This is a genomic window from Celeribacter marinus, assembly GCF_001308265.1.
Classification (GTDB): domain Bacteria; phylum Pseudomonadota; class Alphaproteobacteria; order Rhodobacterales; family Rhodobacteraceae; genus Celeribacter; species Celeribacter marinus.
Genome location: NZ_CP012023.1, coordinates 1,562,874 through 1,588,596, shown reverse-complemented (window position 1 = coordinate 1,588,596; position 25,723 = coordinate 1,562,874). Strand labels below are relative to the sequence as shown.

Annotated in this window: 28 protein-coding genes; 13 read left to right on the top strand and 15 right to left on the bottom strand. The window is 55.1% G+C overall.

Features of this window, described 5'->3' with window-relative positions; all coding sequences use genetic code 11:
* The first annotated feature begins 261 nt into the window (after window positions 1-261).
* Complete coding sequence (locus tag IMCC12053_RS07880) at window positions 262-447, top strand: hypothetical protein (RefSeq protein WP_062217686.1); 186 nt, start codon at window positions 262-264, stop codon at window positions 445-447.
* On the opposite strand, the gene IMCC12053_RS07875 is transcribed toward IMCC12053_RS07880, so the two are convergent.
* Window positions 444-1,091 (bottom strand): carbonic anhydrase, encoded by a 648-nt coding sequence (locus IMCC12053_RS07875; protein ID WP_062217683.1) that lies wholly within the window; start codon window positions 1,089-1,091, stop codon window positions 444-446. The genes IMCC12053_RS07880 and IMCC12053_RS07875 overlap by 4 nt on opposite strands.
* Before the next feature lie 160 nt (window positions 1,092-1,251).
* Here IMCC12053_RS07875 and IMCC12053_RS07870 point away from each other — a divergent pair, with 160 nt between their 5' ends.
* The 3 genes from IMCC12053_RS07870 to IMCC12053_RS07860 all read left to right on the top strand — a co-directional run bounded on the left by IMCC12053_RS07870 (window position 1,252) and on the right by IMCC12053_RS07860 (window position 3,956).
* On the top strand, window positions 1,252-1,629 hold the full coding sequence (locus IMCC12053_RS07870; protein WP_062217680.1) for a hypothetical protein: 378 nt from the start codon (window positions 1,252-1,254) through the stop codon (window positions 1,627-1,629).
* 135 nt (window positions 1,630-1,764) lie between these two features.
* On the top strand, window positions 1,765-3,147 hold the full coding sequence (locus IMCC12053_RS07865; protein WP_062217677.1) for a leucyl aminopeptidase family protein: 1,383 nt from the start codon (window positions 1,765-1,767) through the stop codon (window positions 3,145-3,147).
* Window positions 3,144-3,956 carry a C40 family peptidase gene (locus IMCC12053_RS07860; protein ID WP_062217674.1) on the top strand — a complete coding sequence of 271 codons (813 nt, stop codon included), beginning with the start codon at window positions 3,144-3,146 and terminating at the stop codon, window positions 3,954-3,956. Before IMCC12053_RS07865 ends, IMCC12053_RS07860 begins: the two co-directional genes overlap by 4 nt.
* Before the next feature lie 20 nt (window positions 3,957-3,976).
* Here the strand turns inward: IMCC12053_RS07860 and IMCC12053_RS07855 are convergent, their stop codons facing one another.
* Entirely contained in the window at window positions 3,977-4,321 is a 345-nt protein-coding gene (locus tag IMCC12053_RS07855) for a DUF2794 domain-containing protein (protein ID WP_062217671.1), read from the bottom strand.
* A 321-nt stretch (window positions 4,322-4,642) separates the two neighbouring features.
* Window positions 4,643-5,257: a TetR/AcrR family transcriptional regulator gene (locus tag IMCC12053_RS07850; RefSeq protein ID WP_062217668.1), complete on the bottom strand. Its 615-nt coding sequence runs from the start codon at window positions 5,255-5,257 to the stop codon at window positions 4,643-4,645.
* A gap of 276 nt (window positions 5,258-5,533) precedes the next feature.
* On the opposite strand from IMCC12053_RS07850, the gene mbfA reads away from it, so the two are divergent.
* The 3 genes from mbfA to IMCC12053_RS07835 are packed head-to-tail and all read left to right on the top strand — an operon-like array spanning window position 5,534 to window position 7,625.
* Window positions 5,534-6,511 (top strand): iron exporter MbfA, encoded by a 978-nt coding sequence (gene mbfA, locus IMCC12053_RS07845; protein ID WP_062217666.1) that lies wholly within the window; start codon window positions 5,534-5,536, stop codon window positions 6,509-6,511.
* Window positions 6,512-6,546: 35 nt separating this feature from the next.
* Window positions 6,547-7,005, top strand: coding sequence for a YaiI/YqxD family protein (locus tag IMCC12053_RS07840; RefSeq protein ID WP_062217663.1), 459 nt, complete (start codon window positions 6,547-6,549; stop codon window positions 7,003-7,005).
* Window positions 7,002-7,625, top strand: coding sequence for an HAD family hydrolase (locus IMCC12053_RS07835; protein WP_062217661.1), 624 nt, complete (start codon window positions 7,002-7,004; stop codon window positions 7,623-7,625). Before IMCC12053_RS07840 ends, IMCC12053_RS07835 begins: the two co-directional genes overlap by 4 nt.
* Here the strand turns inward: IMCC12053_RS07835 and IMCC12053_RS07830 are convergent.
* Entirely contained in the window at window positions 7,622-8,875 is a 1,254-nt protein-coding gene (locus IMCC12053_RS07830) for an MFS transporter (protein WP_062217658.1), read from the bottom strand. The genes IMCC12053_RS07835 and IMCC12053_RS07830 overlap by 4 nt on opposite strands.
* A 110-nt stretch (window positions 8,876-8,985) precedes the next feature.
* Between IMCC12053_RS07830 and zapE the strand changes: the two genes are divergently transcribed.
* Window positions 8,986-10,065, top strand: a complete 1,080-nt coding sequence (gene zapE, locus IMCC12053_RS07825; RefSeq protein WP_062217655.1) for a cell division protein ZapE — start codon at window positions 8,986-8,988, stop codon at window positions 10,063-10,065.
* A gap of 75 nt (window positions 10,066-10,140) precedes the next feature.
* On the opposite strand, the gene IMCC12053_RS07820 is transcribed toward zapE, so the two are convergent.
* From IMCC12053_RS07820 to sfsA, 3 genes are all read right to left on the bottom strand, one after another.
* Window positions 10,141-11,226 (bottom strand): TRAP transporter substrate-binding protein, encoded by a 1,086-nt coding sequence (locus IMCC12053_RS07820; protein ID WP_062217652.1) that lies wholly within the window; start codon window positions 11,224-11,226, stop codon window positions 10,141-10,143.
* A gap of 174 nt (window positions 11,227-11,400) precedes the next feature.
* The gene (gene map, locus IMCC12053_RS07815) at window positions 11,401-12,228 is read right to left on the bottom strand and encodes a type I methionyl aminopeptidase (protein WP_062217649.1); all 828 of its coding nucleotides are present in this window, start codon (window positions 12,226-12,228) and stop codon (window positions 11,401-11,403) included.
* A 53-nt stretch (window positions 12,229-12,281) separates the two neighbouring features.
* Entirely contained in the window at window positions 12,282-12,974 is a 693-nt protein-coding gene (gene sfsA, locus IMCC12053_RS07810) for a DNA/RNA nuclease SfsA (RefSeq protein WP_062217646.1), read from the bottom strand.
* A gap of 48 nt (window positions 12,975-13,022) precedes the next feature.
* On the opposite strand from sfsA, the gene IMCC12053_RS07805 reads away from it, so the two are divergent.
* Together IMCC12053_RS07805 and IMCC12053_RS07800 are read left to right on the top strand one after the other, a co-directional pair.
* Window positions 13,023-13,760: a competence/damage-inducible protein A gene (locus IMCC12053_RS07805; protein ID WP_062217644.1), complete on the top strand. Its 738-nt coding sequence runs from the start codon at window positions 13,023-13,025 to the stop codon at window positions 13,758-13,760.
* A gap of 107 nt (window positions 13,761-13,867) precedes the next feature.
* The gene (locus tag IMCC12053_RS07800; RefSeq protein WP_062217641.1) at window positions 13,868-14,803 is read left to right on the top strand and encodes an OmpA family protein; all 936 of its coding nucleotides are present in this window, start codon (window positions 13,868-13,870) and stop codon (window positions 14,801-14,803) included.
* A gap of 35 nt (window positions 14,804-14,838) precedes the next feature.
* On the opposite strand, the gene IMCC12053_RS07795 is transcribed toward IMCC12053_RS07800, so the two are convergent.
* From IMCC12053_RS07795 to IMCC12053_RS07775, 5 genes are all read right to left on the bottom strand, one after another.
* Window positions 14,839-15,744, bottom strand: coding sequence for a LysR family transcriptional regulator (locus tag IMCC12053_RS07795; protein WP_062217638.1), 906 nt, complete (start codon window positions 15,742-15,744; stop codon window positions 14,839-14,841).
* 156 nt (window positions 15,745-15,900) lie between these two features.
* Entirely contained in the window at window positions 15,901-17,928 is a 2,028-nt protein-coding gene (locus IMCC12053_RS07790; protein ID WP_062217635.1) for an NADPH-dependent 2,4-dienoyl-CoA reductase, read from the bottom strand.
* A gap of 76 nt (window positions 17,929-18,004) precedes the next feature.
* Entirely contained in the window at window positions 18,005-18,391 is a 387-nt protein-coding gene (locus IMCC12053_RS07785) for a hypothetical protein (RefSeq protein ID WP_062217632.1), read from the bottom strand.
* A 10-nt stretch (window positions 18,392-18,401) separates the two neighbouring features.
* Window positions 18,402-19,175 (bottom strand): DUF6478 family protein, encoded by a 774-nt coding sequence (locus IMCC12053_RS07780; RefSeq protein WP_062217630.1) that lies wholly within the window; start codon window positions 19,173-19,175, stop codon window positions 18,402-18,404.
* A 93-nt stretch (window positions 19,176-19,268) separates the two neighbouring features.
* On the bottom strand, window positions 19,269-19,928 hold the full coding sequence (locus tag IMCC12053_RS07775; protein ID WP_062217627.1) for a hypothetical protein: 660 nt from the start codon (window positions 19,926-19,928) through the stop codon (window positions 19,269-19,271).
* 103 nt (window positions 19,929-20,031) lie between these two features.
* Here IMCC12053_RS07775 and IMCC12053_RS07770 point away from each other — a divergent pair, with 103 nt between their 5' ends.
* From IMCC12053_RS07770 to IMCC12053_RS07760, 3 genes are all read left to right on the top strand, one after another.
* Complete coding sequence (locus IMCC12053_RS07770) at window positions 20,032-20,955, top strand: CPBP family intramembrane glutamic endopeptidase (protein ID WP_169775309.1); 924 nt, start codon at window positions 20,032-20,034, stop codon at window positions 20,953-20,955.
* Window positions 20,956-21,019: 64 nt separating this feature from the next.
* Window positions 21,020-21,967, top strand: a complete 948-nt coding sequence (gene accD / locus IMCC12053_RS07765) for an acetyl-CoA carboxylase, carboxyltransferase subunit beta (RefSeq protein ID WP_062221059.1) — start codon at window positions 21,020-21,022, stop codon at window positions 21,965-21,967.
* Window positions 21,964-23,241 (top strand): bifunctional folylpolyglutamate synthase/dihydrofolate synthase, encoded by a 1,278-nt coding sequence (locus IMCC12053_RS07760; protein WP_236852381.1) that lies wholly within the window; start codon window positions 21,964-21,966, stop codon window positions 23,239-23,241. The genes accD and IMCC12053_RS07760 overlap by 4 nt, the downstream gene beginning before the upstream one ends.
* On the opposite strand, the gene IMCC12053_RS07755 is transcribed toward IMCC12053_RS07760, so the two are convergent.
* The 3 genes from IMCC12053_RS07755 to IMCC12053_RS07745 are packed head-to-tail and all read right to left on the bottom strand — an operon-like array spanning window position 23,238 to window position 25,650.
* Entirely contained in the window at window positions 23,238-23,888 is a 651-nt protein-coding gene (locus IMCC12053_RS07755; protein WP_062217622.1) for an HAD family hydrolase, read from the bottom strand. The two genes, IMCC12053_RS07760 and IMCC12053_RS07755, sit on opposite strands and share 4 nt — an antisense overlap.
* Complete coding sequence (gene rsmD, locus IMCC12053_RS07750; protein ID WP_062217618.1) at window positions 23,885-24,445, bottom strand: 16S rRNA (guanine(966)-N(2))-methyltransferase RsmD; 561 nt, start codon at window positions 24,443-24,445, stop codon at window positions 23,885-23,887. Before rsmD ends, IMCC12053_RS07755 begins: the two co-directional genes overlap by 4 nt.
* Window positions 24,445-25,650 (bottom strand): NAD(P)/FAD-dependent oxidoreductase, encoded by a 1,206-nt coding sequence (locus IMCC12053_RS07745; RefSeq protein WP_062217615.1) that lies wholly within the window; start codon window positions 25,648-25,650, stop codon window positions 24,445-24,447. The genes rsmD and IMCC12053_RS07745 overlap by 1 nt, the downstream gene beginning before the upstream one ends.
* Window positions 25,651-25,723: the final 73 nt, after the last annotated feature.

The window sequence follows — 25,723 nt, the reverse complement described above, 5'->3', positions numbered from 1 at the left end:
CAGATTGATGCCTTTGGCGCGCCTGAGGTTCGCCACAGGTGTATACGGAATTTAACCAAATATGCTCAGTCGCGACAATTTTAGGCGTCAGGCGTTACGCCGACGTTTCAGGGCAAGCATCTGAAATAAATTAACTTTATTTTACGCCCTGTCATCAAGCAGATGCGTTGTATCAAATTTTTCAAATCCGAAAATACCAGCGCGCATGCATCTATGCTCCGATGATCGACAGATGAACACTAAGATCAAAGGAAGTGACCCATGACAAACTTTTTGGCAAAAGCCCGCTCCAACAGACTGATCGCTCTGGCTCAGTGTGAAAAAGGCGCGGTGATGTTCTTTCCTGATGCCTGTGTCGACGCATCAGGATCGATGACGGATTTGTCCACGCGTGTGGTCATGGCACAGACATCCAAGCCGATGTTCGTCAGATCGCACCACTGTTAAATCTGAACGAAACTGGCAGTGTCAGCATCGTATTGATGCAATCCGCCCTCGCCGATATCAGTCCACAGTCCGTGGATGGTCAACTCTCCACTTTCCACCGCCGCGCGCACAAACGGAAAGGTCATCAGGTTTTCGAGTGAAATGAGAACAGACTCTTTTTCCAAGGCCCGCATCGGGTTCTCTTCGTTTCGCGCGGTAACGCGTTCGTACCCCGGTCTCAAAATATCCATCCAGCGACCGACAAAGGATGACTTTTCTTCGAGGTCCGGTGCATGACCCGAGCACATATCGTGGCAGCCCTGAACGCCGCCGCAATTGGAGTGACCCAGAACAACCACATGGGCCACTTTCAGGTTACTAACCGCATATTCAACTGCGGCAGATGTGCCGTGATGGTCGCCGTCATCAGCAAACGGTGGCACGAGGTTGGCGATGTTGCGGTGAATAAAAAACTCGCCCTGATCAGCACCAAAAATTGAGGTGACATGAACGCGACTGTCGCAGCACGAAATAATCATCGCACGCGGGCGCTGTCCCTCGTCCGCGAGGCGGCGATACCACGCGCTATTTTCGGAAAATGTCGTCGCCTTCCACCCGTGATAGCGTTGCACCATATAGGCCGGTAGCGGCTTCGCATTTTTCATCGTTTTGTCATCCCTCACAGTTCCAAAGCAATTGATGCGAATGTAATGAAATTTTTGCAGATTTCGAAGCGGGAAATGACCCGCCATTAAACCTTTTATTGAATGGTGTGAGTCAAGATTGGCTCAATGCGTGGGGGCGCATGAACTATTGGGGTGAACTATGGTAGTTTCTAAACTTAGACTGGATGGCGAAGTCCGTCTTGATCGTGAACGGCTGGATCAACTTTATGCGCAATTGGGGACGTCCGGCGCGGATGGCGTTGTCACACGCGCTATGGAAGAGCTCGCCGTGCGCTTGGCGAAGGTCGATTCGTGTCAGCGAAAAGGAGAGCTTGAGGAATTGCGCCGCGCTGCGCGCTCCATGATCGCAATTTCAGAGCAAATCGGAATGGTGACATTCGCCCAAGTTGCAAAAAGTGTTAGCGTTCTCGCGACGACAGACGATGGCACCGCATTGGCCGCGAACGTTGAGCGATTGATGCGCATTGGCGAAAACTCTCTTTTGGCTGTTTGGGATCTACAAGGAGCGTCAATTTGATGTGTTGAGCGGCGATGGTCGCCGCATTCGCTACCAATCTACAGTAACGCATGTTGCGATGACATCCGTATCGCCCTTGCAGGCCGCAAGGGATGAGCTACGGTAGTGAAAATTCACAGTAAATGAGACTGAATAATGCCCCTGACCTTTGCTCAAGACTCCGACGCCGCCCTTCCGCTTTACCTTGTGGCGCCTGATGGATTGGATGCGGTTAAGGCGCGTTTGACCCCGTCTCAGGCGAAGTGGGTTGAGGCAAACGGCTTTACGGCCAACATTGGTGAAATCTGCATTCTTCCAGACGCGTTGGGACTATCGGGTGCGTTAGCAGGGCTTGGGACTAAACCGGCACGCCAACGCACGCGTTTTGCCCTTGCTGCGGTCCGCGCAAAGCTTCCGGATGCAATCTTTCGGCTTGAAACCGATCTGGATGGTGAGGCGTTGACCGAACAGGCGCTCGGGTGGCTTCTCTCGGGATATGTGTTCGACAAATATGCGCCGTCATCAGCGCCCAAGGCGCAACTGGTGACGCCAGCAGGTGTTGATCGCGCTAAAGTGGAGATTGTCGCTGCGGGCGAGGCATTGACCCGCAATCTCATCAATACGCCGGCGTCAGATATGGGGCCAGATGAGTTGGAGGCCGCCGCGCGCGATCTTGCGGATTGCTTTGGTGCTGCGGTGACTGTCGTGGCGGGTGAGGATTTGCTGTCTCATAACTTGCCCATGATTCACGCGGTCGGGCGCGCGTCTCCGCGTGCTCCGCGCTTGATTGAGCTCAATTGGGGGAATTCCGGCCCGAAACTAACACTTGTTGGCAAAGGCGTATGTTTTGACACTGGTGGCCTCAACATAAAACCGGGCGCGTCGATGGGCCTGATGAAAAAGGACATGGGGGGCGCGGCAACCGTTTTGGGCCTGTCGCATATGATTATGGCGCTGGGCCTCAAGGTGCAGTTGCGCGTGCTCATTCCCGCAGTTGAGAACGCAATTTCAGGGAATAGCTTTCGACCACAAGATATTCTGGTCTCACGCAAGGGACTTACCGTCGAGATCAATAATACGGACGCCGAAGGGCGGCTTGTTTTGGCCGATGCGCTTGCGCTTGCAGATGAGGAAAACCCTGACCTCATCGTGTCGATGGCAACGTTAACCGGAGCGGCGCGGGTCGCGGTTGGCCCCGATTTGGCACCGTTTTATGCGACATCTCCACGTGACGCCGCCGCCATTGTGAATGGGGCTGAAAAAGCCGCCGATCCGGTTTGGCAAATGCCATTTTGGGATCCCTATGAGACGATGATTGAACCTGGCATTGCGGATCTCGACAATGCGCCATCTGGTGGTTTTGCCGGATCGATCACCGCGGCATTGTTCTTGCGCCGCTTTGTTACGCAAACGCCGCGATATGTTCATTTTGATATCTATGGCTGGAATCCGTCAGCCGCGCCTGCGCGTCCAAAAGGCGGCATAGGGCAGGGACATAGGGCGTTGCTCGAAGCGTTGTCGGATCTATTTGCGCTATGAATGATCGCCGGATTACGCCCGCAAACGCGCGTGTTGCGTTGGACGGTTATGCCGACGCCGGCCAAGCGGTGGTGTCGCCTGTTGCGTCGAGTGTCTGCGTTCCTGTGGCCGATCTTCGGTCCGGCCCTGATGGAGCGCGCGACCGGCAACTTTTGCATGGCGAGACGTTTGATGTCTTGGAGGTTCAGGACGGCTACGCGTTCGGAATTGCCGCTCGTGACGGCTATGTGGGCTATGTCGCACAAAGCGATTTAGGCCCTGCGGTGGACGCGACCCACATCATTTCGGTGCGCGCCACGCATCTCTACCCGACCGACGATTTCAAATCCGAGGCTGTGACATCCTTGCCGTTTGGCAGTCGTATCCGCGTTATCGATGAGCGGCGCAAATATATGGAAGTGGAGGGCGGGCTTTTCGTGCCCAAGCCGCATATCCGTCCCTTGGGTCGCCCGTTTTCCGATCCTGTGACCATCGCACAGCTTTTGTTTGGAACGCCTTATCTGTGGGGGGGGAATACTTCGTTCGGAATTGATTGTTCGGGTTTGGTGCAGGCGGGATTGTTAGCCTCCGGCGTATCGTGTCCCGGAGATAGTGATATGCAAGCCCGTCTTGGTGCTGACGCGCGTGACGGCTATCGACGCGGCGATTTAATATTTTGGGACGGGCATGTCGCTATGTGTGTCGATGAGGACGTACTCATTCACGCCAACGCCTACCACATGGCGGTAACCTACGAACCCATCGTAAAGGCGATTGCCCGTATAAAAGCGCAGGGAGATGGCGACGTCACGGCACATCGTAGGTTGTGAGCAGCATCCGAGGTCTGCGGTTAGTCGACAGCGCGGATGAGCTTGCGGTCGAAATATCGCAACACAATGCGCAAATCGTGTCCGCGTTTTAGGATTTGTCCATCCATTGAGATCACGCAATACATGCCTTGGCGATTGCGAAGTCGCGGACGTTTTTCAATCCGGTAGATCGGATGTTCGGCGGTCCGCCGGAATATGGAAAAGATGGCAACGTCTTTTAAGAACGACATGCCATAATCCCGCCAGTCGCCCGCGGCGACGAATCGACCATAGACGCCGAGAATCGCATTGAGTTCACTTTTGTCGAACGCGACTTTTTCATCCGAAATTATGTGCGGAAAGGGTGTTGGGGTTTGAGCACTCATTGAGAGAGAATGTGGTGATTTCCCTTATAAATCAAGGGAGGATGCACTCTCGGGCGCAGTCGCATCACTGTCTGCCTAAATTACGCCGCAAAAAGACCCGCGGTTCATCGTTTTCGCTCCCCGATTTAGCCCGGTTTATCGACGAAACATGTACTCACGGAGCGAAACGCTTTGCCCCGGCGCCGCGGTTTAACAGCCCCCACCCAGTTCGCGGCACCGGGGAGTTTGCTCCACACGACTAAACTAGGCCGGGATCGCTACGTGCGTCCCGGCTTTTTATTTGTCTGGGTCATCAAATGTGGCCTGAGGGTTTCGCCAAAGTTAGGGTGCTCTATATGCCGCCATAAACATGCGCACGGCCGAGGCGACGATACGATCGCGCTCTGCGCAATTGAAATCACACTCCATATCAAACGTGCAGCACAGCACTGATCTGACCTTACATAGCTCCGCGAATTGCTCGGCCGCTAGCGGCACATCGTCGATTAGTAGCTCGCCGCGTGCGATACACGTCTCGAGATAATCCGTGATGCGGTCACGCACCAACATTGGCCCGCTCTCGTAAAATTTTCGGCCCACTTCGGGAAACCTGTCACTTTCGGCGACGGCAGTGCGAAAAATGGCCAATCCAAAGTCTGATAGCATGTAGTCGATGAGTTTGCGGCCAACGATGGGCAAAAGAACCTCAGGTGGAGCGGTCATGTCGAGACTCCCGGCCCCTTCGTCTGCTTGCCGCTTCATCTCACGGCTTGCTATTTCGATGAACAGAACGCGTTTGTCGGGGAAATAGCTGTATAGCGTGGCTTTGGACACTTGAGATTCACGCGCGATATCGTCCACGGACGCCCCTTCGTAGCCGTCGCGTAGAAATACGGTGCGCGCACCCTCGACCACTTGGTCGAACTTACGGCCTTTTTTGATTTCCAGGTTCCGCACGAGATTTATCACTCCAGAGTTTCGCCCGACAATAGCGACTTAATAACGCGTGGCAAAGCAAGTTGGTAAGCGGTAAAAAAGGGGCAAGCCCGAAGGCCTGCCCAGTACTCGACAGGGATGTCGGTAAACGACTGCAAGGAATATCCCAGCAGTGTCCCAAAACTAAACCGACCAGTTTAGATATGCAAGAGAAAACTAAACTGGTCTGTCTAGTTTTGAGGCTTGTGGAGTTCAGATGGCGTACATAATTTAGAATAACTCTAGAAGGAGATTACGATGGTCCCGGGTTTTGCAAATAGACGCAGGTTTTCCGATCTGACGGAGCAAGAAATTCTTGCTCTAGCAATTTCATCCGAAGAAGACGATGCGCAGATCTACCGCTTGTACGCAGAGCGCTTGCGCAGTGATTTTCCTGATAGTGCTCTGGTTTTTGATGGAATGGCGGCCGAAGAAGACGGCCACCGCACCGCGCTAATTGAGTTGCATAAGAAGCGATTTGGAACTGTGATCCCGCTCATTCGCCGCGAACATGTGTCTGGGTTTTATGCACGTAGCCCTGTATGGTTAATCGAGAACCTTGGCCTCGAACGGATGCGGGCGCAGGCGCGTGAAATGGAGCAAAGCGCCGAGGCATTTTACCGAAAGGCCGCAGCACAAACCACAGACGCAGATACCCGCGCCCTTCTGGGCGATTTGGCGGCGGCCGAAGCAGGTCATGACAAAAAGGCGGGTCAATTGGAAGCGGCGCATTTGGGCCAAGACGAGCGCGCACGCGAAGACGCGGATGCGCACCGAAAATTCGTGCTGACATGGGTTCAACCCGGTTTGGCCGGTCTGATGGATGGGTCGGTGTCTACGTTGGCGCCAATCTTTGCGACAGCGTTCGCGACACAAGATACCCATACCACCTTTCTCGTCGGTCTTGCGGCCTCTGTTGGCGCTGGGATATCGATGGGGTTCACCGAAGCTGCGCATGATGATGGCGTCATTTCGGGGCGTGGCTCGCCGATCAAACGGGGGTTTGCATCAGGACTCATGACGATGGTGGGCGGCCTTGGGCATGCCTTGCCGTATTTGATCACCGATTTTTGGACGGCTACAATCATTGCGTTGATTGTTGTGTTCATAGAGCTGTGGGCCATCGCATGGATTCAAAATAAATTTATGGAGACGCCGTTTATGCGCGCCGCTTTTCAGGTTGTGCTTGGTGGCGCACTGGTATTCGCTGCGGGGGCGCTTATCGGTGGTGGCTGATGCGCCATTGATGTCTTCCAACACGAGGCGATGCCGTGACCAAAATCTATGTTGATGCTGACGCTTGCCCTGTCAAAGACGAGGCGGAAAAAGTTGCGACACGCCATAAGATTCCCTGCTTGTTCGTGTGCAACGGCGGGTTGCGACCATCGCCCAATCCATTCGTGGAAATGATATTTGTGCCCGATGGGCCTGATGTGGCCGATATGTGGATCGCAGATCGCGCAGGGAGCGGCGATGTCGTGGTGACAGGGGATATCCCCCTTGCGGCAAAGGTCGTAGCTGCGGGGGCGCGTGTGATCAAACACAACGGTGAGGCATTGACCAAGGCCAACATTGGAAACGTGTTAGCCACACGCGATCTTATGGCGGATTTGCGCGCAGCGGATCCATTTCGCCAAGGAGGTGGAAAGCCGTTTTCCAAGGCGGATCGTTCGCGTTTCCTCGACGGATTAGATCGCGCGATTCAATCTGCAAAGAGAGATATAGCATGACCGTAGATGCTGTGGTTTTTGATATTGGTAATGTCCTGATCGAATGGAACCCCGAGCGGCACTATGATGCCACAATCGGAGAGGCGCGGCGCAAAAAGATGTTTGCGGCGGTAGATCTACACGCGATCAATGATCGGGTGGATTGCGGACAGCCGTTTCGCCAGACGATTGAGCAGGCCGCGTTGGAATACCCAGAATTCTCGACAGAGATCCTGATGTGGTATCACGACTGGATCAAGATGGCCGCACCTGCAATTCCGCAATCGGTAGCTCTGTTGCGGGCGCTGCGGGCCAAAGGTATTCCTGTGTTTGCGCTCTCCAATTTTGGTATTGAAAGCTTTGAGTTTGCAGAAACGAAGTATCCGTTTCTGACCGACTTCGATCGGCGCTATATTTCGGGTCGCATGGGATGTGTGAAGCCACACGCATTGATTTATGAAATGCTTGAGGCTGATAGCGGTGTGGCGCCGGCGGGTCTTTTGTTTGCCGATGATCGCGCCGACAACATTGCCACCGCACAGGCGCGCGGGTGGCAAACGCACTTGTTTGACGGGCCGCGTGGTTGGGCAGAGCGTCTTGTTGCCGAGACCTTGTTGACGCGCGCTGAGGCGGGCCTTTAGGCGATTGCTTTTGCAATCCTTTGCCCCAAAGGCACTTCTTTAATGGGCAAATGTACGATGGCAGAGAACGCCCCGACGCCAACGCCAACCCACCAAACGGCTGTGTAGTTGCCGTAGATATCGTAGAGCCTGCCGCCAAGCCATACACCCAAAAATGCACCTAGTTGGTGTGAGAAAAATACGATTCCGTAGAGCGTTCCCATGTACCGCAGTCCGTAGATATGCGCCACAAGCCCCGATGTAAGTGGCACCGTTGCAAGCCACAGCGCCCCCATAACCACCGAGAACACAATCACGGACGTGGGTGTGATGGGAAAGAATATAAACGCAGCCGCCGCAATCGTGCGCGCCACATAAATGCCGGCTAACAAGTATCGCTTGGAATAGCGATTCCCAAGATACCCCGCCATCAAAGTGCCGCCAATATTGGCCAATCCGATTAGCGAAATAGAGATCGCACCGAGCGCAGAGGTCGACGTCACACCAATAGACGCAAGCGTGCCGGACGGATCAATTGCGCCGCACATCTCGGTTATTAGGGCGGGAAAGTGCGCGGTGATAAACGCCAACTGATACCCGCATGAAAAGAAGCCCAGAAAGATCAGTGTATAGCTCGGATCGCGAAACGCCTTGCCGAGAATAGCACCAAGGCTTTCCTCCAACTCTGCTTTTGAGGCCGTTTGAGGGGTACGCATAAGCGGCAATGCAAAGAGCGATAACAAGATTGCCGCAGCGAATAGAACAAAGACATTCTGCCATGACATTGTGGACAGCAACCACTCTGCAAGCGGCGCACCAAACACTTGTCCGGCCGATCCCGCAGCGGTTGCAATGGCCAATGACATGGAGCGGTTTTTGTCAGACGATGCGCGCCCAACGACCGCTAGAATGACGCCAAACCCTGTACCCGCGATGCCAAATCCTACGAGGATTTCGTAGAACTGATGCCCCTCGGGTGTGACGGCAATTGACGATAGAACCAAGCCCGCAGCATAGGCCAACGCCCCCAGAATAATGGCCTTTCTATCGCCCATCCGTTCCGCAATCGCGCCAAAAATGGGTTGGCCAAAGCCCCATGCGAGGTTCTGGATTGCAATCGCCATCGAGAATTCGGCACGCGGCCAGTTGAATTCGGTGGCGATGGGGATTTGGAACACCCCAAATGAGGCACGTATTGAAAAACTGATGAGCATAATGAGACATCCGCCAATCAAGACGGGCGTAAACAGCGGGGTGCGTGTGTCGGACATTGATGTCTCCTTTGGCCCAGATGTCGTTCACTGTGTGAGTGGCGTCAATCAAAACCTTGGCATGGGATCGATCATCTTTCCTTATGACCCGTTGCGCGGTAAGGGGAGATATGAAGAGTTTGACAGATATATACGCGAGTAAAGTTGCCTCCGGCGCGTTAACCGCTGACCCTGCTCAGGAGGCAATTTTGCCCCTGTTTGATGAGGTCTACGCGGCCTTGCGCGCGGCGCCGCGCGGCAAAAGCGGATTGTTATCCCTGATTGGTGGGCGCAAACCGCCACCCGTCATCAAGGGTCTATACCTATGGGGCGGTGTCGGGCGCGGAAAATCTATGTTGATGGATCTATTCCACGCGCATAGCCCCGTTCCATCGCGCCGTGTTCATTTCCATGCCTTCATGCAAGAGGTTCAGGTGGGTATTCATGCGGCGCGCCAAAAGGGTGTCGAGGATGCAATTGCGCCGGTGGTAGAGAGTGTAGCTGATGGTATCAGGTTGCTATGCTTTGATGAGATGCAGATCACCGATATTGCCGATGCGATGATCGTCGGTCGCCTGTTTGAGGGCTTGTTCAAAAAGGGCGTGACGGTCGTAACAACCTCGAACCGTGTCCCCGATGATCTGTATAAGGACGGGTTAAACCGCCAACTTTTCTTGCCGTTTATCGCGTTGATCAAAGACCGGTTAACCGTCCACCATCTGCACTCGCCTGTCGATTACCGGCAGGGACGATTGACGGGGACGCCCGTCTATTTCCACCCTGTGGATGAGATCGCGCGAAGAGCGATTGCAGAGATTTGGACTGATCTCACGGGCGGACAAACCGAGGGGCTTACGCTGCACGTAAAAGGGCGCGAGGTTTTGCTTCCGCGTTTTCACAACGGTATTGCGCGGGCGACATTTTGGGATCTTTGCGCACAGATGTACGGCCCCGCTGATTATCTGGCCATCGCCGATGCGGTAAAGTTGTTGATCCTAGAAGAAATCCCACGGCTCTCGCGTAGCAACTTTAACGAGGCAAAGCGATTTGTGACGCTGATCGATGCACTCTATGAGGCAAAGGTGCGCCTCGTTGTCACGGCTGTAGATAAGCCCGAGCGCCTATATATCGAGGGTGCTGGTGCGTTTGAATTTGAGCGCACAGCGTCGCGTTTGCGTGAGATGCAAGATGCCAATTGGGGACAAGACTAGTCGGTCCCCTCTCGACTGTTTCACAACGAAAAAGGCCGCCCGTTATAGGCGGCCTTTGGTAGTTTTTCGGGGCGTTTATTCGCCCGCAACGGTGGCCGCAGCGCCGCGTGTGTCGATCCACGGATGAGATGTAAGTGCGGCATCCATTGCGGCGTGCGCATCATCAACAAGCTGTTGGCCATCAAACCCCTTGGCCGTCATATCCGCAATCCATTCGGCTGTGACATCTTCGCCAAGAGCGCGGATTTTCGCGGTTTCTTCTTCGCTTAGCACCGCGATTGTGTTGTCCGATGCTGCAATTTCGTCAAGTCCATCTTCGTCGCCACGATCGTATGCGGCGCCCGACCATTCCGAGGCCATGGCACCGGAATTGGCATCTATAACAGCCTTGAGATCATCTGCGAGGCTATCATACTTGGCTTTATTCATCGCCCAAATGAAGAAGAGATTGTAGAATGATCTGTCGCCTGCCACGTCTGTGTGACTATCGGTCAACTCATCAAGTTTCAAAGAGGGTGCCATTTCAAAGGTGATCACGCCGCCATCCAACACGCCCTTAGCCAAGGCCTCGGGGAAGGCGGGGACGGGCATGCCGACAGGTGTCGCACCAAGTTTGTCGAGCAATAGGGTCGACGTGCGCGTTGGTGCGCGCAGCTTCAACCCTTTGAAATCCTCGATGCGTGTGAGGGCCGGTCCCTTTTTGTGGACAAGCCCCTCGCCGTGCATGTGTGCAGCTAGAACTTTGACATCCGCAAAGTCATCCATCAGGTGCTTTTGGGTGAATTCCCACGCGGCGATTGAGGCCAATTCGCCAGACTTCGCAGTCATGAAAGGAAGCTCCATCGCCTCGACTTCAAGAAAACGACCCGGTTGGTAACCGGGGATAACCCAGCCGCCATCAATCGCGCCATCGCGAATAAGGTCGTATTGATCAGGAGCTTTGCCGCCAAGTTGCATCAAAGGGTATAGCTCAATCTTGATGCGCCCCGCAGATTCCTTTTCGATTTTGTCGGCCCACGGCTGCATGAAATACATCGGCGATCCAGAGGCGGGAGAGACAAAATGCTGAAACCGTAGCGTCACGTCTTGGGCAAATGCGCTGCCCGTTGTTGTGAGTGCAACAAGAGCTGCGGTGGCTACGGATTTAAATAGTATGTTCATGTGTCGCGTCCCTTTCAGGCTGATCGGTAAGAGGTTGACGTATCGTCACTCTGGCGTGGGTGCTTGATAAGTTAGTTAAAAGTGGTGCGCAATAACGACCCAAAAGTTTTACCTGACCGTTTGATCAAAGCTTGAGCGGGGGGGCGTGACCTGCGTTGTGCGCCGCCCAATAGGCTACGGGGCGTAGGTCGGGTGGAACCGTCCGGTTGGCGACAGAGTGAAAATTTCGAACCCGTCAGCGGTTACACCGATAGAATGTTCGAATTGTGCGGACAGAGATTTGTCGCGCGTCACGGCGGTCCAGTCATCGGCCAAAACTTTGGTCTCTGGACGGCCAAGGTTGATCATCGGCTCAATGGTGAAAAACATTCCCTCCTCGAGAACGGGGCCCTGACCGGCGCGTCCGTAGTGCAACACATTGGGGGGAGCATGGAACACGCGACCCAATCCGTGGCCGCAAAAATCACGGACCACAGACATGCGTTGCGCCTCGGCGTATGTTTGAATCGCGTGACCAATGTCGCCAAACGTATTGCCCGGCTTCACCATTTCGATCCCTTTCAAGAGGGCATCATGGGTCACTTGGATTAGGCGTTCGGTCTTGCGGGACAATTTCCCCGCGACATACATGCGTGAGCTGTCCCCGAACCAACCGCCCTTTATGACTGTAACATCGATATTCACGATATCGCCATCTTTCAACTTTTTGGCGCTGGGGATGCCGTGACAAACAACGTGATTGATCGAGATACAGGTCGCGTGCTTGTACCCTTTGTAGTCGATGGTCGCGGAGGTGGTGCCAAGTTCGGTTACCCGCCGTTCAACAAACGCATCGATATCTTCGGTGGTCGCGCCCGGAACAACAAGATCCGCGACCTCATCAAGGATCTGAGCCGTAATTTGCCCGGCGGCATGCATGCCCGCAAAATCTGATGCCTCATGAATTCGAATGCCGTCTTTGGTTATGCGGCCGTGATGCGTGTCGTCCAAAATGCTCTCCATTCACTTTGAGCCTAATATAGTCGTTTGTGAGAAAAAGGGCCAGTGGCGAAGCCTCACCCGCCCGCAATGGATGTCGGGTTAAATGTGACAGCATCGGGGGAGGCGCTTACCCCGAACACAATGACCTCAACCCCCGCCGCGCGCGCCGCGATTTCGGCAGCACCGTACGTAGGGTCAATATCGGACGCGACGCGAAATTGATCACAATCCGTGCGGCCGATCAAATAGAGCATGACGGCACGATCGCCCTCTTTGACGCGTGCGGATAACTCGCCAAGATGCTTGGCCCCCCGCGCTGTTTTGCTATCGGGAAATTCAGCAAGACCTTCGTGGCGGCTCAAGGTGACTGACTTCACCTCGACCCAGATTTTTTCGCGACCCTGTGTGACGAGAAAATCGGCGCGGGAGTTCTCGCCGTATTTTACCTCGGCGCGGACCGCGCCCGACACGCCGTTGATCATGCCCGCCTCCAACGCCTCTTTGATCACGCGGTTGGCAATACCGGTATCGACCACAACCATGGCCCCGTTAACCTCAACGAGCCGCAGACCAAATTTCAGCTTTTTCTTGGGGTCATCGTTTGGCTCGACCCATACGGTCAAGCCTTCGTCGGCGAGCCCCATCATTGATCCCGGGTTCGGGCAATGGGCCGTCACTTCTCGCCCGTCTGGGAGACGAATATCCGCCAAAAAGCGTTTATAGCGGCGAATTAGGGTCGCAGGCATGAGTTCGGTTTGAAAGCGCATGACCACAGCTCTATACCTAAGAACAAGTGATGCTCAAGGAGAGACCTAATGTCGACCGTAAACCCGAACCCTAGCGCAGCAATGCTCGTCATTGGTGACGAAATCCTGTCTGGGCGCACACGCGATGCCAACATGTATTATCTCGCGGGTGAATTGACCAAACTCGGCGTCGATCTCAAAGAGGTGCGTGTGGTTTCGGATGATAAGAACGCAATCGTGTCCGCCGTCCGCGCGCTTTCAACCGCCTATGACCATGTATTCACATCCGGTGGTATCGGTCCAACCCATGATGACATCACGGCCGATTGTGTCGCTGAGGCGTTTGGGGTTTCGATCGATGTGCGCGATGATGCGCGCGTTTTGTTGGCGGCGCATTACGCGGCCCGCGGCGCAGAGTTCAATGCCGCGCGCATGCGCATGGCGCGTATTCCTGATACCGCTACATTGATTGAAAATCCCGTGTCGATTGCGCCTGGATTTACAGTTCAAAATGTCCACGTGATGGCGGGTGTTCCGAATATTTTTCAGGCGATGGTAGCATCGGTAATGCCAACCCTTACGGGTGGTTCGCCGCTATTGTCACAGACCTACCGCATTGATAGCCCCGAGAGCACGGTCGCGGAGCCGCTTGGCGATCTTGCTGCACGCTATCCGGATCTGTCGATGGGGTCATATCCGTTTACGCAAGACGGCGCATTTGGCACCAATATTGTGATTCGGGGGGTAAGTGGCGCACAGGTAGAGGCCGCGATGATTGAGCTGGCCAATCTATTTCCGCGCGGATGAGCGTGCGGGTGTCGTCGTGGTGGCACGCTGCGCGCCCAATGGATATTCTGTGCTTGGAATAGCGGCGCTTGGCCTCTACCTATACCGCAAAGGGAGCCTGTGGCGACGTGACGATAAATCTTGGTGTCAAACCTGTTCTGACGTTGTTCGCGGCCATTTGGTTTGGTGCGCCTGCGTGCGCATTGGATTTGCCCGCTTCGGCTATCTTGACTGCGTCCAAAACGGACACGAACAGCATTTCGTTTCCGGTTTCAGCGGTTCAAAACGGTACAACTCAATTTGATGCCGTTCAGGGTCAGATCACCACACGCGCATATAAAATAGCGGGATCTAGCCTCACAAGTTTCCAAGCCATCGAACCGCTAAAGGCGCAGCTGCAAGCCGATGGATTTACGATTGCTTTTGCATGCGCGGATACGGTCTGTGGTGGGTATGATTTTCGATATATGTTAGACCTTGTGTCACCACCAAATATGTTCGTGGATTTGGGCGACTTCCAATATGTTTTGGCGCAGCACGGCGATGGTCGGCGCGTGTCGATTGTCACCAGTCGCGCGGGACAATCGGCCTTTGTGCAGTTAACGACAGTTTCTCCGAATGCCGACACCGATGATCAGGCGCCACGGGCATCCATCCCCTGGTCACAGATCAATCCATCCGCTGATTTGCCTTTGATTGAGCAACTCACCACGCTAGGCCACGCCGCGTTAGAAGATTTGGCATTTGAAACAGGGTCTGCACGCCTTGGTGTCGGGCCGTTTGCATCACTGGCCGCCATTGCGGTGTATTTACGAGACCGCCCTGATGTGCGCGTGGTTTTGGTTGGGCATACAGATAATGTGGGCGGATTGTCGGGTAATGTTGCCTTGTCAAAGGAGCGTGCCGCCTCAGTGCGAATGAGGCTCATTGACCGACATGGCGTACCCGCCGAGCAACTTGGGGCGCAGGGTGTGGGGTATCTCGCACCACGCATATCGAACGCAAACAAAGATGGGCGCAGTGTGAACAGAAGGGTCGAAGCGATCCTCGCCCCGACCCAATAAGTCTGAAAATTTAGCGCCTCGTTAGTGCGAGAGAGCTACCACTTGTTCGGGCCTTTTTCGGCAAACGAATGCACGAGAAAATCGATGAAGGCGCGCACCTTTGGCTGGGTGAAGCGACCCGGTGGGTAGACGGCGTAGATGCCTTGGGTCTCTGCCGGAAGATCGGGAATTGCTTCCTCGACCAAACCTTTTTCAAGCGCATCGGCATAGAGGAAGGATGGCAAGTAAGCGATCCCAAGGCCGGAAATGGCAGCGTTCAAAAGCGATTGACCATCGTTGACGGTCAACCAGCCTGCGGTACGCACTTGGCGTTTTTCACCTGATGGAGCCGTGAGTTTCCAAACGGCGGAGTTCGCCTGATTGCCGTAGTGCAGCAACTTATGGTCGTTAAGGTCGTCGATTTTTTGCGGACGTCCGTATTTTTGGAAATATGATGGCGATCCGACCATCATTTTTGTCGTTTCGGTCAGCTTGCGTGCGCGCAGGGTGCTATCTTCCAACTCACCGATGCGAATGGCCATGTCGAAGCCTTCGGAAATCAGTTCCACGTAACGGTTGTTGAGCACCATGTTGACGTTGATGTCCGGAAATTCCGATAGGAAATCGCCGAGGACAGGAGACAGGTGGTTCACGCCGAAATCCGTTGCAACCGAGATGCGCAACAGGCCCGATGGGTCCGATTGCATCGAGCTGACAAGCGCGTCTGCCTCACCCGCATCATTAAGAACGCGGCGGGCGCGGTCGTAATAGGCCAAACCAATTTCGGTCGGACTCACACGGCGTGTTGTTCTATTGAGAAGCCGCGCGCCGAGGCGGGCCTCAAGCGAGGAAACGTGCTTTGATACGGCAGATTTTGAAATCCCCATTTTCTTCGCAGCGTCTGTAAAGCCACCTTGGTCTACGACCGTGGCAAAGGCTTCCATTTCTGTCAATCGGTCCATGTTTTCTACCTACAGTATCTTCCTGATTGCAGATGAACATGATCCCCAATTCGGGCAACAATGGGGTGAGCGCGGGACAATAGCGTGATCAATTCGTCTATCGTCTTCGCTCAAGAAACAAGGAAATAGTGCGTTTCCACCCTGTATTTCAGGGGCTTAGAGCGTTGAGGCGAGGCGCGCGCCCTGATCAATCGCGCGCTTTGCGTCCAGTTCTGCGGCAACATCCGCCCCGCCGATCACATGCACAGTGCGTCCTATGTCCTCAAACGCATCCGCCAACGACCGCTCGGATACTTGTCCTGCACAAAGCACAATTGTATCGGCTTCGATCAACTGCCGCTCGCCATTTTTGGTGATGACGATCCCGTCAGCGGTGATCTCCTCATAGGTGGCACCACCCAGCATGCGCACGCCTTTCATCTGAAGCGTTGCGCGGTGTATCCAGCCTGTTGTTTTGCCCAGCCGCTTACCAGGTTTCTCCGCTTTGCGTTGCAACAGCGTTACATCACGTATGGGCGCATCGGGATTCGGGCCATCGGGGGAAACGCCGCCACGATCATGTTGTGGATCGGTGATGCCCCATTCGTTTTTCCACTCTGTAATGTCGAGTGTGGGGCTGTCGCCCGTGGTCAGAAACTCGGCTACGTCAAACCCGATCCCACCCGCGCCGATCACGGCGACACGTTTTCCAACGTCCACCTTATCGCGCAAAACGTCGATGTAGGAGACGGTGTTGCCGTGCGCGTCCTGTCCCGCAATCTGTGGGTCACGCGGCACAACGCCTGTGGCAATGATGATCTCGTCAAAGTCCGCGAGCATTTCAACCGTAGCATCCGTATTCAGGCGTTGCGTGATTCCCGCATGCGCAACTGCGGTCATGAACCAATCCACAAGACCGTGGAACTCTTCCTTGCCCGGAACCTGACGCGCCATGTTGAGCTGACCGCCCAAACGGTCGGAGCGATCAAACAGTGTGACCGCATGTCCGCGCTCAGCGGCGACAATTGCTGTCATAAGGCCAGCAGGACCAGCACCGACCACGGCTACTGACTTGGCATTGGTGGCGGGCGCATAGACGAGGTTTGTCTCGTGGCAGGCGCGCGGGTTCACAAGGCATGAGGTGAGCTTGCCAGAGAATGTATGATCAAGGCAGGCTTGGTTGCAGGCAATGCACGGTACAATTCTATCTGCTTGGCCGCTTTGTGCTTTGGCAACAAAATCGGCATCCGCGAGAAAGGGCCGCGCCATGGATACCATGTCTGCGCACCCCTCCGACAATACGGCCTCAGCGATATCTGGGTGGTTGATACGGTTGGATGTGACGACCGGAATGGACACCTCACCCATCATCTTTTTCGTGACCCATGAAAAGGCACGGCGCGGAACAGATGTTGCAATCGTTGGTATGCGGGCCTCATGCCAACCGATCCCTGTGTTTAAGATCGTAGCACCAGCGGCCTCGACCGCTTTGGCGAGCATCACTACCTCTTCCCATGTTGATCCATTGGGGATGAGGTCAATCATCGAGATGCGGTAAATGATGATGAAATCCGTGCCGACGGCTTCGCGCACGCGCTTGACGATTTCAACGGGGAACCGCATGCGCTTTTCATAGGGTCCGCCCCAGCCGTCCTCACGCGTGTTGGTGTGGGTGACGAGAAACTGATTTATTAAATATCCTTCGCTCCCCATGATTTCGACCCCGTCATAGCCTGCGTGTTGGGCGCGCTTTGCTGCGGTGGCGTAGTCCGCGATTTGCTTTTCGATCCCCGCCTCATCCAAGGCTTTGGGTGTGAAAGGGGAGATAGGAGACTTGATTGCGCTGGGAGCAACGCATTCGTGGCTATAGGCATAGCGACCCGCATTGAGGATTTGCATTGCGATTTTGCCGCCCTCGGCGTGAACGGCATCCGTTACGCGGTGGTGGTTGGCAATGTCGTCGTCTGTGTAAAGACCCGCGGCACCAGGAAACACACCGCCCTCTGAATTGGGAGCCATGCCGCCGGTGACGATAAGCCCGACACCGCCCTTGGCGCGCGCGCCGTAGAATGCGGCAACCGCGTCCCAGTCTTTACGTTCCTCAAGTCCGGTATGCATCGATCCCATGACGGTTCGGTTTCGCAGGCTCGTGAACCCGAGATCAAGTGGCGCGAGAAGGTGTGGGTATGGTGTTGCGTGTGTCACGTCGTGTGTCTCCCTATCGACGTTACATTGCGCGGGGAGCCTGTGTGTGTCACGCAAGACGCGGCGTCAAAGCGGCTTAAGCTGCGCCCGTTTCCATGCAGTGACGGCGGAATGCGCGCTTGAGCATATCAAGTTCTGCACGCATCAAATCTAGTTCGGCACGTATATCATCATTGATATCCTCACCCGCAAAAACTGTGCACGACCCGAGGCGATCACCCGTTGCACGGTCCGCAAACAAAAACGTGGATATCCCATCGTTAAGCGCATCAGCCGGAATTGTGAATTGAAACACATAGGTGCCAGCGCGGTCGGGTATCTCGGTCAATGTGTGACCTGCAACAGGGACATCGAGACACGTGACTTGGACTTCGGGCATGTCTGAGGCGGGGTCGGCGAGAGAGAGCTCTCCCTCCCATACGCCCGCTCTTAGGCTTGTTTTGACGAGCGTTACATTTGACACTTTTGCGTCCTTATATTTGTGCACGTGGGCGGCGTGACAACGTCACATCGCGCAATACGATCTGGTTCATTTGAGGACCTTCAAAGATGAGGTCGACCCATAGTTTTTCAACACGCTTTTCATCAAGATTGGTGTAGGCGAGGTCAAACTCGACAAAAACGTCATCGGTGTTCAGAGGCAATTCGCGCACCATTTCGTCGCTGTTGGGCCCGTGTTTTATGCTGAGGCGTGCGAAAATTTCGATCGGGCTTTCGACGTCCACCGTACAATCAAGGCGGATCACATGCCGTTTTCCAAGTCCGTCACAAACATCACTTGGCAGGTCAATCGATAGCGAGAGAAACGAGCCATCAAAACGAAATACATCGAGGCCAAGGCCAAAGGGCGCGAGATCGGTTTCCGATCTGTTACGAAGTTGGCGAAAGGTAAGTTCTGACACGCGGCAATCGTGAAAAATAGTGGCCTCGGCGCCAATGGTCGTTTTTGTCTGAACAGACGCGCCTCCAATAGGCTGGATGGGCCCGCGCCATATTTCGGGGCGGTAAGACCAGTCCGTGTATAGTGGCAATTGCATCGCGTTCGACCCGATCAATGGCAGGGTCAAACGCCCGTCAGCGACAAAAAGGAAGGCGTCGATTTTGTTGCGCAGCATCTTTGCTTGGTGCCGCAGGTCGCGCAATGCATCGAGGTTGAGGGAGTGTGAATCTTTTGAGCGCCGCGCCCAGCGGGCCAGCGTTATGCGGTTTACCCGCCGTTCTATCAAACTCAAAAATTGCCCGCGCATTCGATTACGCCAACCCCTCACGCCGCTTTCAAAGCATGTTCGCCTCAAAAGGTTTCAATTCTACAAACTATTGATTTCTAGCTAACTCGTTTCTTATTCAGAAACAATAACTGAGCGGTCATCAAGGTTTGCTTGCAGTACATCTTCGGTGAAATATGTGATCTGACGTTTCATTTGCGCGCCACTTAGGGGATAGGCGGTGAATGGCATCACGGTCAGTGTCACGATTCGTCCCTTTATCAACGCGACCGCGCGCCAGTATTCGTGTGAAAACGCGCCCATTGGATTTGGGGACCGATCCAGCGCATGGATGTAGTAGGCATCCCCCCGAGCGTAGCTGTCGATCAGCGTCACATCACTTGACTGGCCAGAGCGTGCAAGGGCTGCACGCCCGCTATCCGTTGAAAAGAAGGCCGCTAGGACATCTGGGTCCGCAACTGCGGGTGATGATACCGGCGCAGATATCGACGCGGTCAATACGGCTAAAGGCGCATCATCGGCTGACAATGTGCGCCCCTTGAGCGCGTCACAATTTGCCATGAGCGCAAAGCCAGTGGTTGCTTCGTCACGTAAGGATTGCGTGTCCACACAGTACCCATCAGGGCCGCGTAGGACGATACCTGAATGTGAAAAGGTCACGGATGGCGCATTTTTCGTGTGTTTGAGTGCGCTCAATGTCGGGAGTGTCATTTGACACGCACATAACGTCAGAACGCCAAAAGCCAAGCACATGCGGCGAAATAATAAAACCATAGAAACTCTCCCTGCGTCCACTCAAACGCGCGTGTGGGATACAGATCATAGCGCTTTTATACAAGCACAACTCCCGTTGCCGCGAGGGGCGAGGGTGATATACATGGAGACACGTCGAGGAGATGACCACGTGAAAAGTGACGCGTATGCGGATATGATCCGTTCGGCACAGCGCCGCCCTGAATTCTGGCGTGTTTTCGTTATTTTGGGGGGTGGGTTGGCCGTTGGCCTGTTTGCTACTCCGTTGTTCTTTCTCACATTGGGGTCCGCCGACCCTGCGCTACATGCAATTACTGTCGATCCGTCTGGGCAGCCACGCGTTGGGGTGACGCCCGGCGGCCTGTTCGTGGTGCTTTCAGGCTTTGCGATCTTGATTGTTGTCACCGTCATGTTGGCCGAGCGCCTGACTGCGCGCACCCTACGCGACATAACGGGGCCAAGTCCGCTGATGCGGAGTGATTTTTGGGTCACTCTAAAATGGATGATCGGGCTGTTGGCGGTCATGTTGATCTTGCCGTGGGGTGCTGACACCCAAGTGGTCGACGCGCAATACGACATCGGGCAGTGGCTGTTTTGGGTGCCTTTCGCGCTCATTGGCCTGATGGCTCAGGTTTTGGCAGAAGAGCTGTTTTTTCGCGGCTACCTACAGACGCAAATCACGGGCGCCACAAAGTCCTATGCGTTTGGCATTTTGGGGTCAGCTTTTTTGTTCGGGGTCGGGCATGTTAGCCCCGTTGTTGACGGCGTTGCCGGTTATTTTCCAGTGGTGTGGGCTATATGTTTTGGTGTGGTCGCGGGTGATTTGACGGCGCGGTCGGGGTCAATCGGGCCAGCCGTTGCCCTACATCTGGTCAATAACTTTGCCGCAATGATGTTTGCCCCACACAAGGACGTGCTCTCTGGATTTGGGATGTGGGTGTCGTCGGCTGATCTCGGGGGGCTTTATTCCGACCCGTTGATTATATTGCACGAATTTTTATTCCTTGCTGTCACTTGGCTTGTTGCGCGGGTGGCCATCAGGCGTTGATTGCAATTCGCGCCGCGAGGTCTTATCTGAAGACACAACAAAAACTTTGCTCAAAGGCACTGGTATGAACTGGATTTCCAATTACGTCCGCCCCAAAATCGGGTCGCTTTTCTCCAAACGCGACACGCCAGACAACCTTTGGACCAAATGCCCCGAATGTGGCGCAATGCTTTTCCACCGTGAATTGGCGGACAACCTCAACGTTTGCACGAGTTGCGATCATCACATGATGATTACGCCCCGTGATCGCTTTACCGCGCTTTTCGATGGTGGCGTCTTTGTTGAGGTCGCCGTGCCCGAGCCAATCGAGGACCCGCTAAAATTCAAAGACCAGAAAAAGTATCCCGAGCGGATGAAGGCAGCCCAGAAAAAGACGGGCGAAAAAGAGGCTATGCTTGTGGCCGAGGGCGAAATTTCACGCACTCCGATCGTGGCCGCCGCTCAGGATTTCTCGTTTATCGGCGGATCAATGTCGATGTATGTCGGCAATGCGTTCATTGCGGGTGTGGAGCGTGCAATCAAACTGAACCGTCCCTTTGTGATGTTTTCGGCCGCGGGTGGCGCACGCATGCAGGAGGGTATTTTGTCCTTGATGCAAATGCCGCGCACGACTGTTGCGTTGCAAATGCTCAAAGAGGCGGGCTTACCATATATCGTCGTTTTGACGCACCCGACCACGGGCGGCGTCACCGCATCATATGCGATGCTGGGGGACGTACAGATTGCGGAGCCAAACGCCCTTATTTGTTTTGCGGGTCCGCGTGTGATCGAGCAGACCATTCGCGAAAAACTGCCTGAGGGCTTTCAGCGGGCGGAATACTTGCTCGACCACGGTATGCTCGACCGCGTTACGCACCGGATGAAATTAAAGGACGAGTTGACGACGATTTTGCGGATGCTCGGGAATATGCCGCCCGTTGTGGTCGCCGATTTGCCCGCTCCAACGGCACAGGACATGACGGATGATGTCGATGTGAGCGAGGCAACCGATGCGCCAGAGATCGCCAAGTGAGTGAGCAAGGTTCGGATGTCATCCTTGAACGGTTGATGTCGCTGCACCCAAAGGTGATCGATCTCGTTTTGGATCGTGTATGGGCCTTGTTGGCTGCGCTCGACAATCCTGAGCGCAAATTGCCGCCCGTGATCCACATCGCGGGCACCAATGGCAAAGGCTCCACACAGGCCATGATCCGGGCCGGACTAGAGGCGGCGGGACAATCCGTGCACGCCTATACGTCGCCGCATCTTGCGCGTTTTCACGAACGCATACGTGTGGCGGGATCATTGATTGCCGAACACGATTTACAGGCTGTTTTGGAAGAATGCGAAGCGGCCAACGGCGGCGCGCCGATCACGTATTTTGAGATCACGACAGTGGCCGCTCTCTTGGCGTTTGCGCGCACACCTGCGGATTATACGTTGCTTGAGGTCGGACTCGGCGGGCGTTTGGACGCCACCAACGTGGTCGAGAAGCCTGGCCTATCGATCATCACGCCGGTCTCGATCGATCATACCCAATTCTTAGGCGACACCATCGGTGCCATAGCCGGGGAAAAGGCGGGGATTATCAAGCGTGGTGTGCCCGTTGTTGTAGGGCCGCAAACGGATGAGGCGATGGAGGTGATCGAAGCGCGCGCGATGCGTCTCGGCGCGCCCCTATTGGCCTATGGTCAACAGTGGCATGTCTGGGAAGAGCGCGGGCGGCTGATCTTTCAAGATGAACATGGGCTGTGCGATCTGCCTTTACCAAACCTGATCGGCGCGCATCAAATACACAACGCGGGTGCGGCGCTCGCGGCATTGCGTTATTTGAAATTTGGCGAGGTCGCATGCGAGGCGGCTGTGACCACGGCGCAGTGGCCCGCGCGTATGCAGCTCTTGCGATCTGGTCCCCTATGCAAAGCCGCGCCATCCGCGCAAATCTGGCTCGACGGTGGCCACAATCCCGCTGCGGGGGACGCTCTTGCCGAGGCTTTGTCAAAGCTGCCCACGCGCGAGACGGTCTTGGTCTGCGGTATGCTCAACACAAAAGACATTTCGGGGTATCTACGCCCGTTGGCCGCGCACGCCGATTGCCTTTATGCGGTGTCTATTGCCGGTGAAACAAACACGCTCGCGGCCGATGTTACGGCGTCACATGCAAAAGATGTCGGGATGATTGCCCACGTTTCGCAAAGCGTTGATACCGCTGTAGCAAACATCGTAGCGTCCACGCCCAATGCGCGGATTTTGATTTGCGGCTCGCTCTATCTGGCCGGAAATGTGCTGCGCGATGGCAACGCCTAAAGGCCAATCCGCGCACATAACTCATTCATTGAGCGTAGATGCTCCGCGCCCTCTGCCACCAATCGCGCCCCATCCCCGGTTGGATCAAATCCGAAACAACGGATACCGGCGCGGCGTGCAGAAATGCAGCCGGACGGGCTATCGTCGATCATCACACAGTCTTCAGGTGCAACGCCCTCGGCGCGTGCCGCAATAAGTAAAAGCTCAGGATCAGGCTTGGCTGTGCCATGCGTATGGGCCGAATGAATGCGGCCTTTGAGGCGGGCGTGCAGATCGGGGTATGCGCCAAGCGTGATGTCCATTTTTGCATCTGGTCCGTTGGATGCCACGCGGTAGGGAATGCCCGCCGCGTCCAGCGCCTCAAAAACCGTCCTCACGCCCTCAATAAGGGGCACGCCATCGCGCAGGCGATTGAACATCTTGACGTAGAATGAATCGACCCAATCTTGCGGCAATGCCGCCCCGTTTTCACGCGCTTTCTTAGCGACATTGGCCATGAGCAGTCCCGTATAATCGCGCTCAATATCGGCCATTGTGAGGTCGAGACCGTGCGCCGCAAAGTCATCACGTAGGAGGTCCAGCGTGGGGGGTTCACTATCGACAATAACGCCGTCACAGTCAAAAATCACGAGTTTTGGCGGGGTCATGCGGGCTCCAAAAATGAAATTGTGGTGTCGCCATAGCGGCGGCTATCGAGGACGTTCAATGTGTCGGGCGACGAAATGGGCGCGCTCTCTTCCCACACAATCAGGGCGGTGTCCGAAATCCACCCTCCTGCCAAAGCGGATGAAATTGCTTTTTCGCCCAAGGCTTTGCCATAAGGAGGGTCGAGAAAGATCAAGTCATAGGGCGCTGCGGGGTTGGACGGTAGGCGTGTTGCATCCGTATGGATGATGGTTGTCGCACCGGCCGCTTTGCACAGTTTGATGTTTTGACTGACGAGGCTTTGCGCCTTGCGTCCGTTGTCGACAAACGTCACATGGCTGGCTCCGCGCGAGAGCGCTTCTAACCCGAGTGCGCCTGTGCCCGCGAACACGTCGAGCACTCTCACATAGGTGATCGGATCGCCGTAACGTCCGCCCATCAACACATTGAATAGGCTTTCGCGCACGCGGTCGGTGGTAGGACGTAGGTGTGCGGCAGGATCGCCTTTGCCAACGGCGGCGAGTGCGATGCCGCGACAGTGCCCTGCGATAATCCGCATCAGGTACGCAACAATGATTTGAGATCGGATATAGGATCCGCGACCATGTCTGGATCGGCGGTTTTGCCGCTCTCGATCAAGCGTTTTGCAATCATGTAACCACGCGGATCATTCATGGCATCTACTGCGATGAGCTGCCCGTTGCGATAGTACCAATGCGACTGCGCGCCGTCATTCTCGCGTACAACGACTTGATCATGCCCCGTAGACAACCCTGCAATCTGAAGTTTCACATCGTATTGATCGGACCAGAACCACGGCTTTGGCGTGTATGACACATTGAGGCCGAGCATGTTTTGCGCCGCAATTTCCCCTTGGTCGATCGCATTTCCAACGCTCTCGATGCGGATGTGTTTTCCGTCGTGAGGAAAGGACGCGCAATCACCGGCGGCGAAAATCGAAGGATCGGATGTGCGTGCGCAGAGGTCTGTCACAATGCCGTTGTCGATGCTTAGGCCTGCCGTCGCGGCCAACCGTGTGTCCGGTGCAATGCCGACCCCGACAATGACGAAATCAACGTTTAGGACTGTGCCATCGGTTAGGATTGCGCCACTCACATGGCCTTCGCCTGTGAGTGTTTGTAGCCCAACACCCTCGCGCAATTTGACTCCATGCGCCGTGTGGAGCGCGCGAAAATAGTCCGAGGTTTGGGGAGATGCCACGCGTTGAAGAATACGATCTGCCATTTCCACCAGCGTCACGTTTAGGCCTTTCTTGGCGGCAACTGCCGCGGCCTCCAAACCGATATAGCCGCCCCCCACAATGAGGACGGACGCGCCCGATTTGAACTGAGGTCGGATCGCATCGGCGTCTGCGAGCGTTCGCATGGTGTAGACGCCCTCTAAATCACCGCCAATTTTGGCGGGCAAGCGGTGCGGCCGCGCCCCTGTTGTAAGTGCTAGCGCATCGTAGCTTAGCACCTCGTCGCCCAATGTGACGGTCTTTGCCACGGGGTCAATGGACGAGACTTCGCGTCCCGTGATCAGATCAATGTTTTCATCGGTGTAGTATTGTTGGGGACGCAGGTAGATGCGATCCAGTTCCATATCCCCGAGCAGATAGGATTTTGATAGGGGAGGGCGTTGATACGGCGGGGCTGCCTCATCACCAATCAGTGTAATTTTGCCATCAAACCCTTTGGCGCGCAGCGTGGTAACGATCGACTGTCCAGCCTGTCCGGCTCCGATGACAATAAACTGGCTCATGACATTTCCCTCTGGTCGCACCGCATACAGAACCTATATCGTTGAGGTAAGGAAACACAACGTGAAGGAAGTT

Bases quoted from the DNA above. Each gene is read 5' to 3' on its own strand.
- rsmD (WP_062217618.1), bottom strand. From the start codon at position 24,445: ATGCGGATTATCGCAGGGCACTGTCGCGGCATCGCACTCGCCGCCGTT.
- IMCC12053_RS07855 (WP_062217671.1), bottom strand. From the start codon at position 4,321: ATGAGTGCTCAAACCCCAACACCCTTTCCGCACATAATTTCGGATGAA.
- IMCC12053_RS07805 (WP_062217644.1), top strand. From the start codon at position 13,023: ATGTCGACCGTAAACCCGAACCCTAGCGCAGCAATGCTCGTCATTGGT.
- IMCC12053_RS07875 (WP_062217683.1), bottom strand. From the start codon at position 1,091: ATGAAAAATGCGAAGCCGCTACCGGCCTATATGGTGCAACGCTATCAC.
- mbfA (WP_062217666.1), top strand. From the start codon at position 5,534: ATGGTCCCGGGTTTTGCAAATAGACGCAGGTTTTCCGATCTGACGGAG.
- IMCC12053_RS07835 (WP_062217661.1), top strand. From the start codon at position 7,002: ATGACCGTAGATGCTGTGGTTTTTGATATTGGTAATGTCCTGATCGAA.
- IMCC12053_RS07780 (WP_062217630.1), bottom strand. From the start codon at position 19,175: ATGCGCGGGCAATTTTTGAGTTTGATAGAACGGCGGGTAAACCGCATA.
- IMCC12053_RS07870 (WP_062217680.1), top strand. From the start codon at position 1,252: ATGGTAGTTTCTAAACTTAGACTGGATGGCGAAGTCCGTCTTGATCGT.
- IMCC12053_RS07880 (WP_062217686.1), top strand. From the start codon at position 262: ATGACAAACTTTTTGGCAAAAGCCCGCTCCAACAGACTGATCGCTCTG.
- IMCC12053_RS07770 (WP_169775309.1), top strand. From the start codon at position 20,032: ATGGAGACACGTCGAGGAGATGACCACGTGAAAAGTGACGCGTATGCG.
- IMCC12053_RS07830 (WP_062217658.1), bottom strand. From the start codon at position 8,875: ATGTCCGACACACGCACCCCGCTGTTTACGCCCGTCTTGATTGGCGGA.
- IMCC12053_RS07820 (WP_062217652.1), bottom strand. From the start codon at position 11,226: ATGAACATACTATTTAAATCCGTAGCCACCGCAGCTCTTGTTGCACTC.
- map (WP_062217649.1), bottom strand. From the start codon at position 12,228: ATGGAGAGCATTTTGGACGACACGCATCACGGCCGCATAACCAAAGAC.
- IMCC12053_RS07775 (WP_062217627.1), bottom strand. From the start codon at position 19,928: ATGGTTTTATTATTTCGCCGCATGTGCTTGGCTTTTGGCGTTCTGACG.
- IMCC12053_RS07865 (WP_062217677.1), top strand. From the start codon at position 1,765: ATGCCCCTGACCTTTGCTCAAGACTCCGACGCCGCCCTTCCGCTTTAC.
- accD (WP_062221059.1), top strand. From the start codon at position 21,020: ATGAACTGGATTTCCAATTACGTCCGCCCCAAAATCGGGTCGCTTTTC.
- IMCC12053_RS07755 (WP_062217622.1), bottom strand. From the start codon at position 23,888: ATGACCCCGCCAAAACTCGTGATTTTTGACTGTGACGGCGTTATTGTC.
- zapE (WP_062217655.1), top strand. From the start codon at position 8,986: ATGAAGAGTTTGACAGATATATACGCGAGTAAAGTTGCCTCCGGCGCG.
- IMCC12053_RS07795 (WP_062217638.1), bottom strand. From the start codon at position 15,744: ATGGACCGATTGACAGAAATGGAAGCCTTTGCCACGGTCGTAGACCAA.
- IMCC12053_RS07860 (WP_062217674.1), top strand. From the start codon at position 3,144: ATGAATGATCGCCGGATTACGCCCGCAAACGCGCGTGTTGCGTTGGAC.
- IMCC12053_RS07745 (WP_062217615.1), bottom strand. From the start codon at position 25,650: ATGAGCCAGTTTATTGTCATCGGAGCCGGACAGGCTGGACAGTCGATC.
- sfsA (WP_062217646.1), bottom strand. From the start codon at position 12,974: ATGCGCTTTCAAACCGAACTCATGCCTGCGACCCTAATTCGCCGCTAT.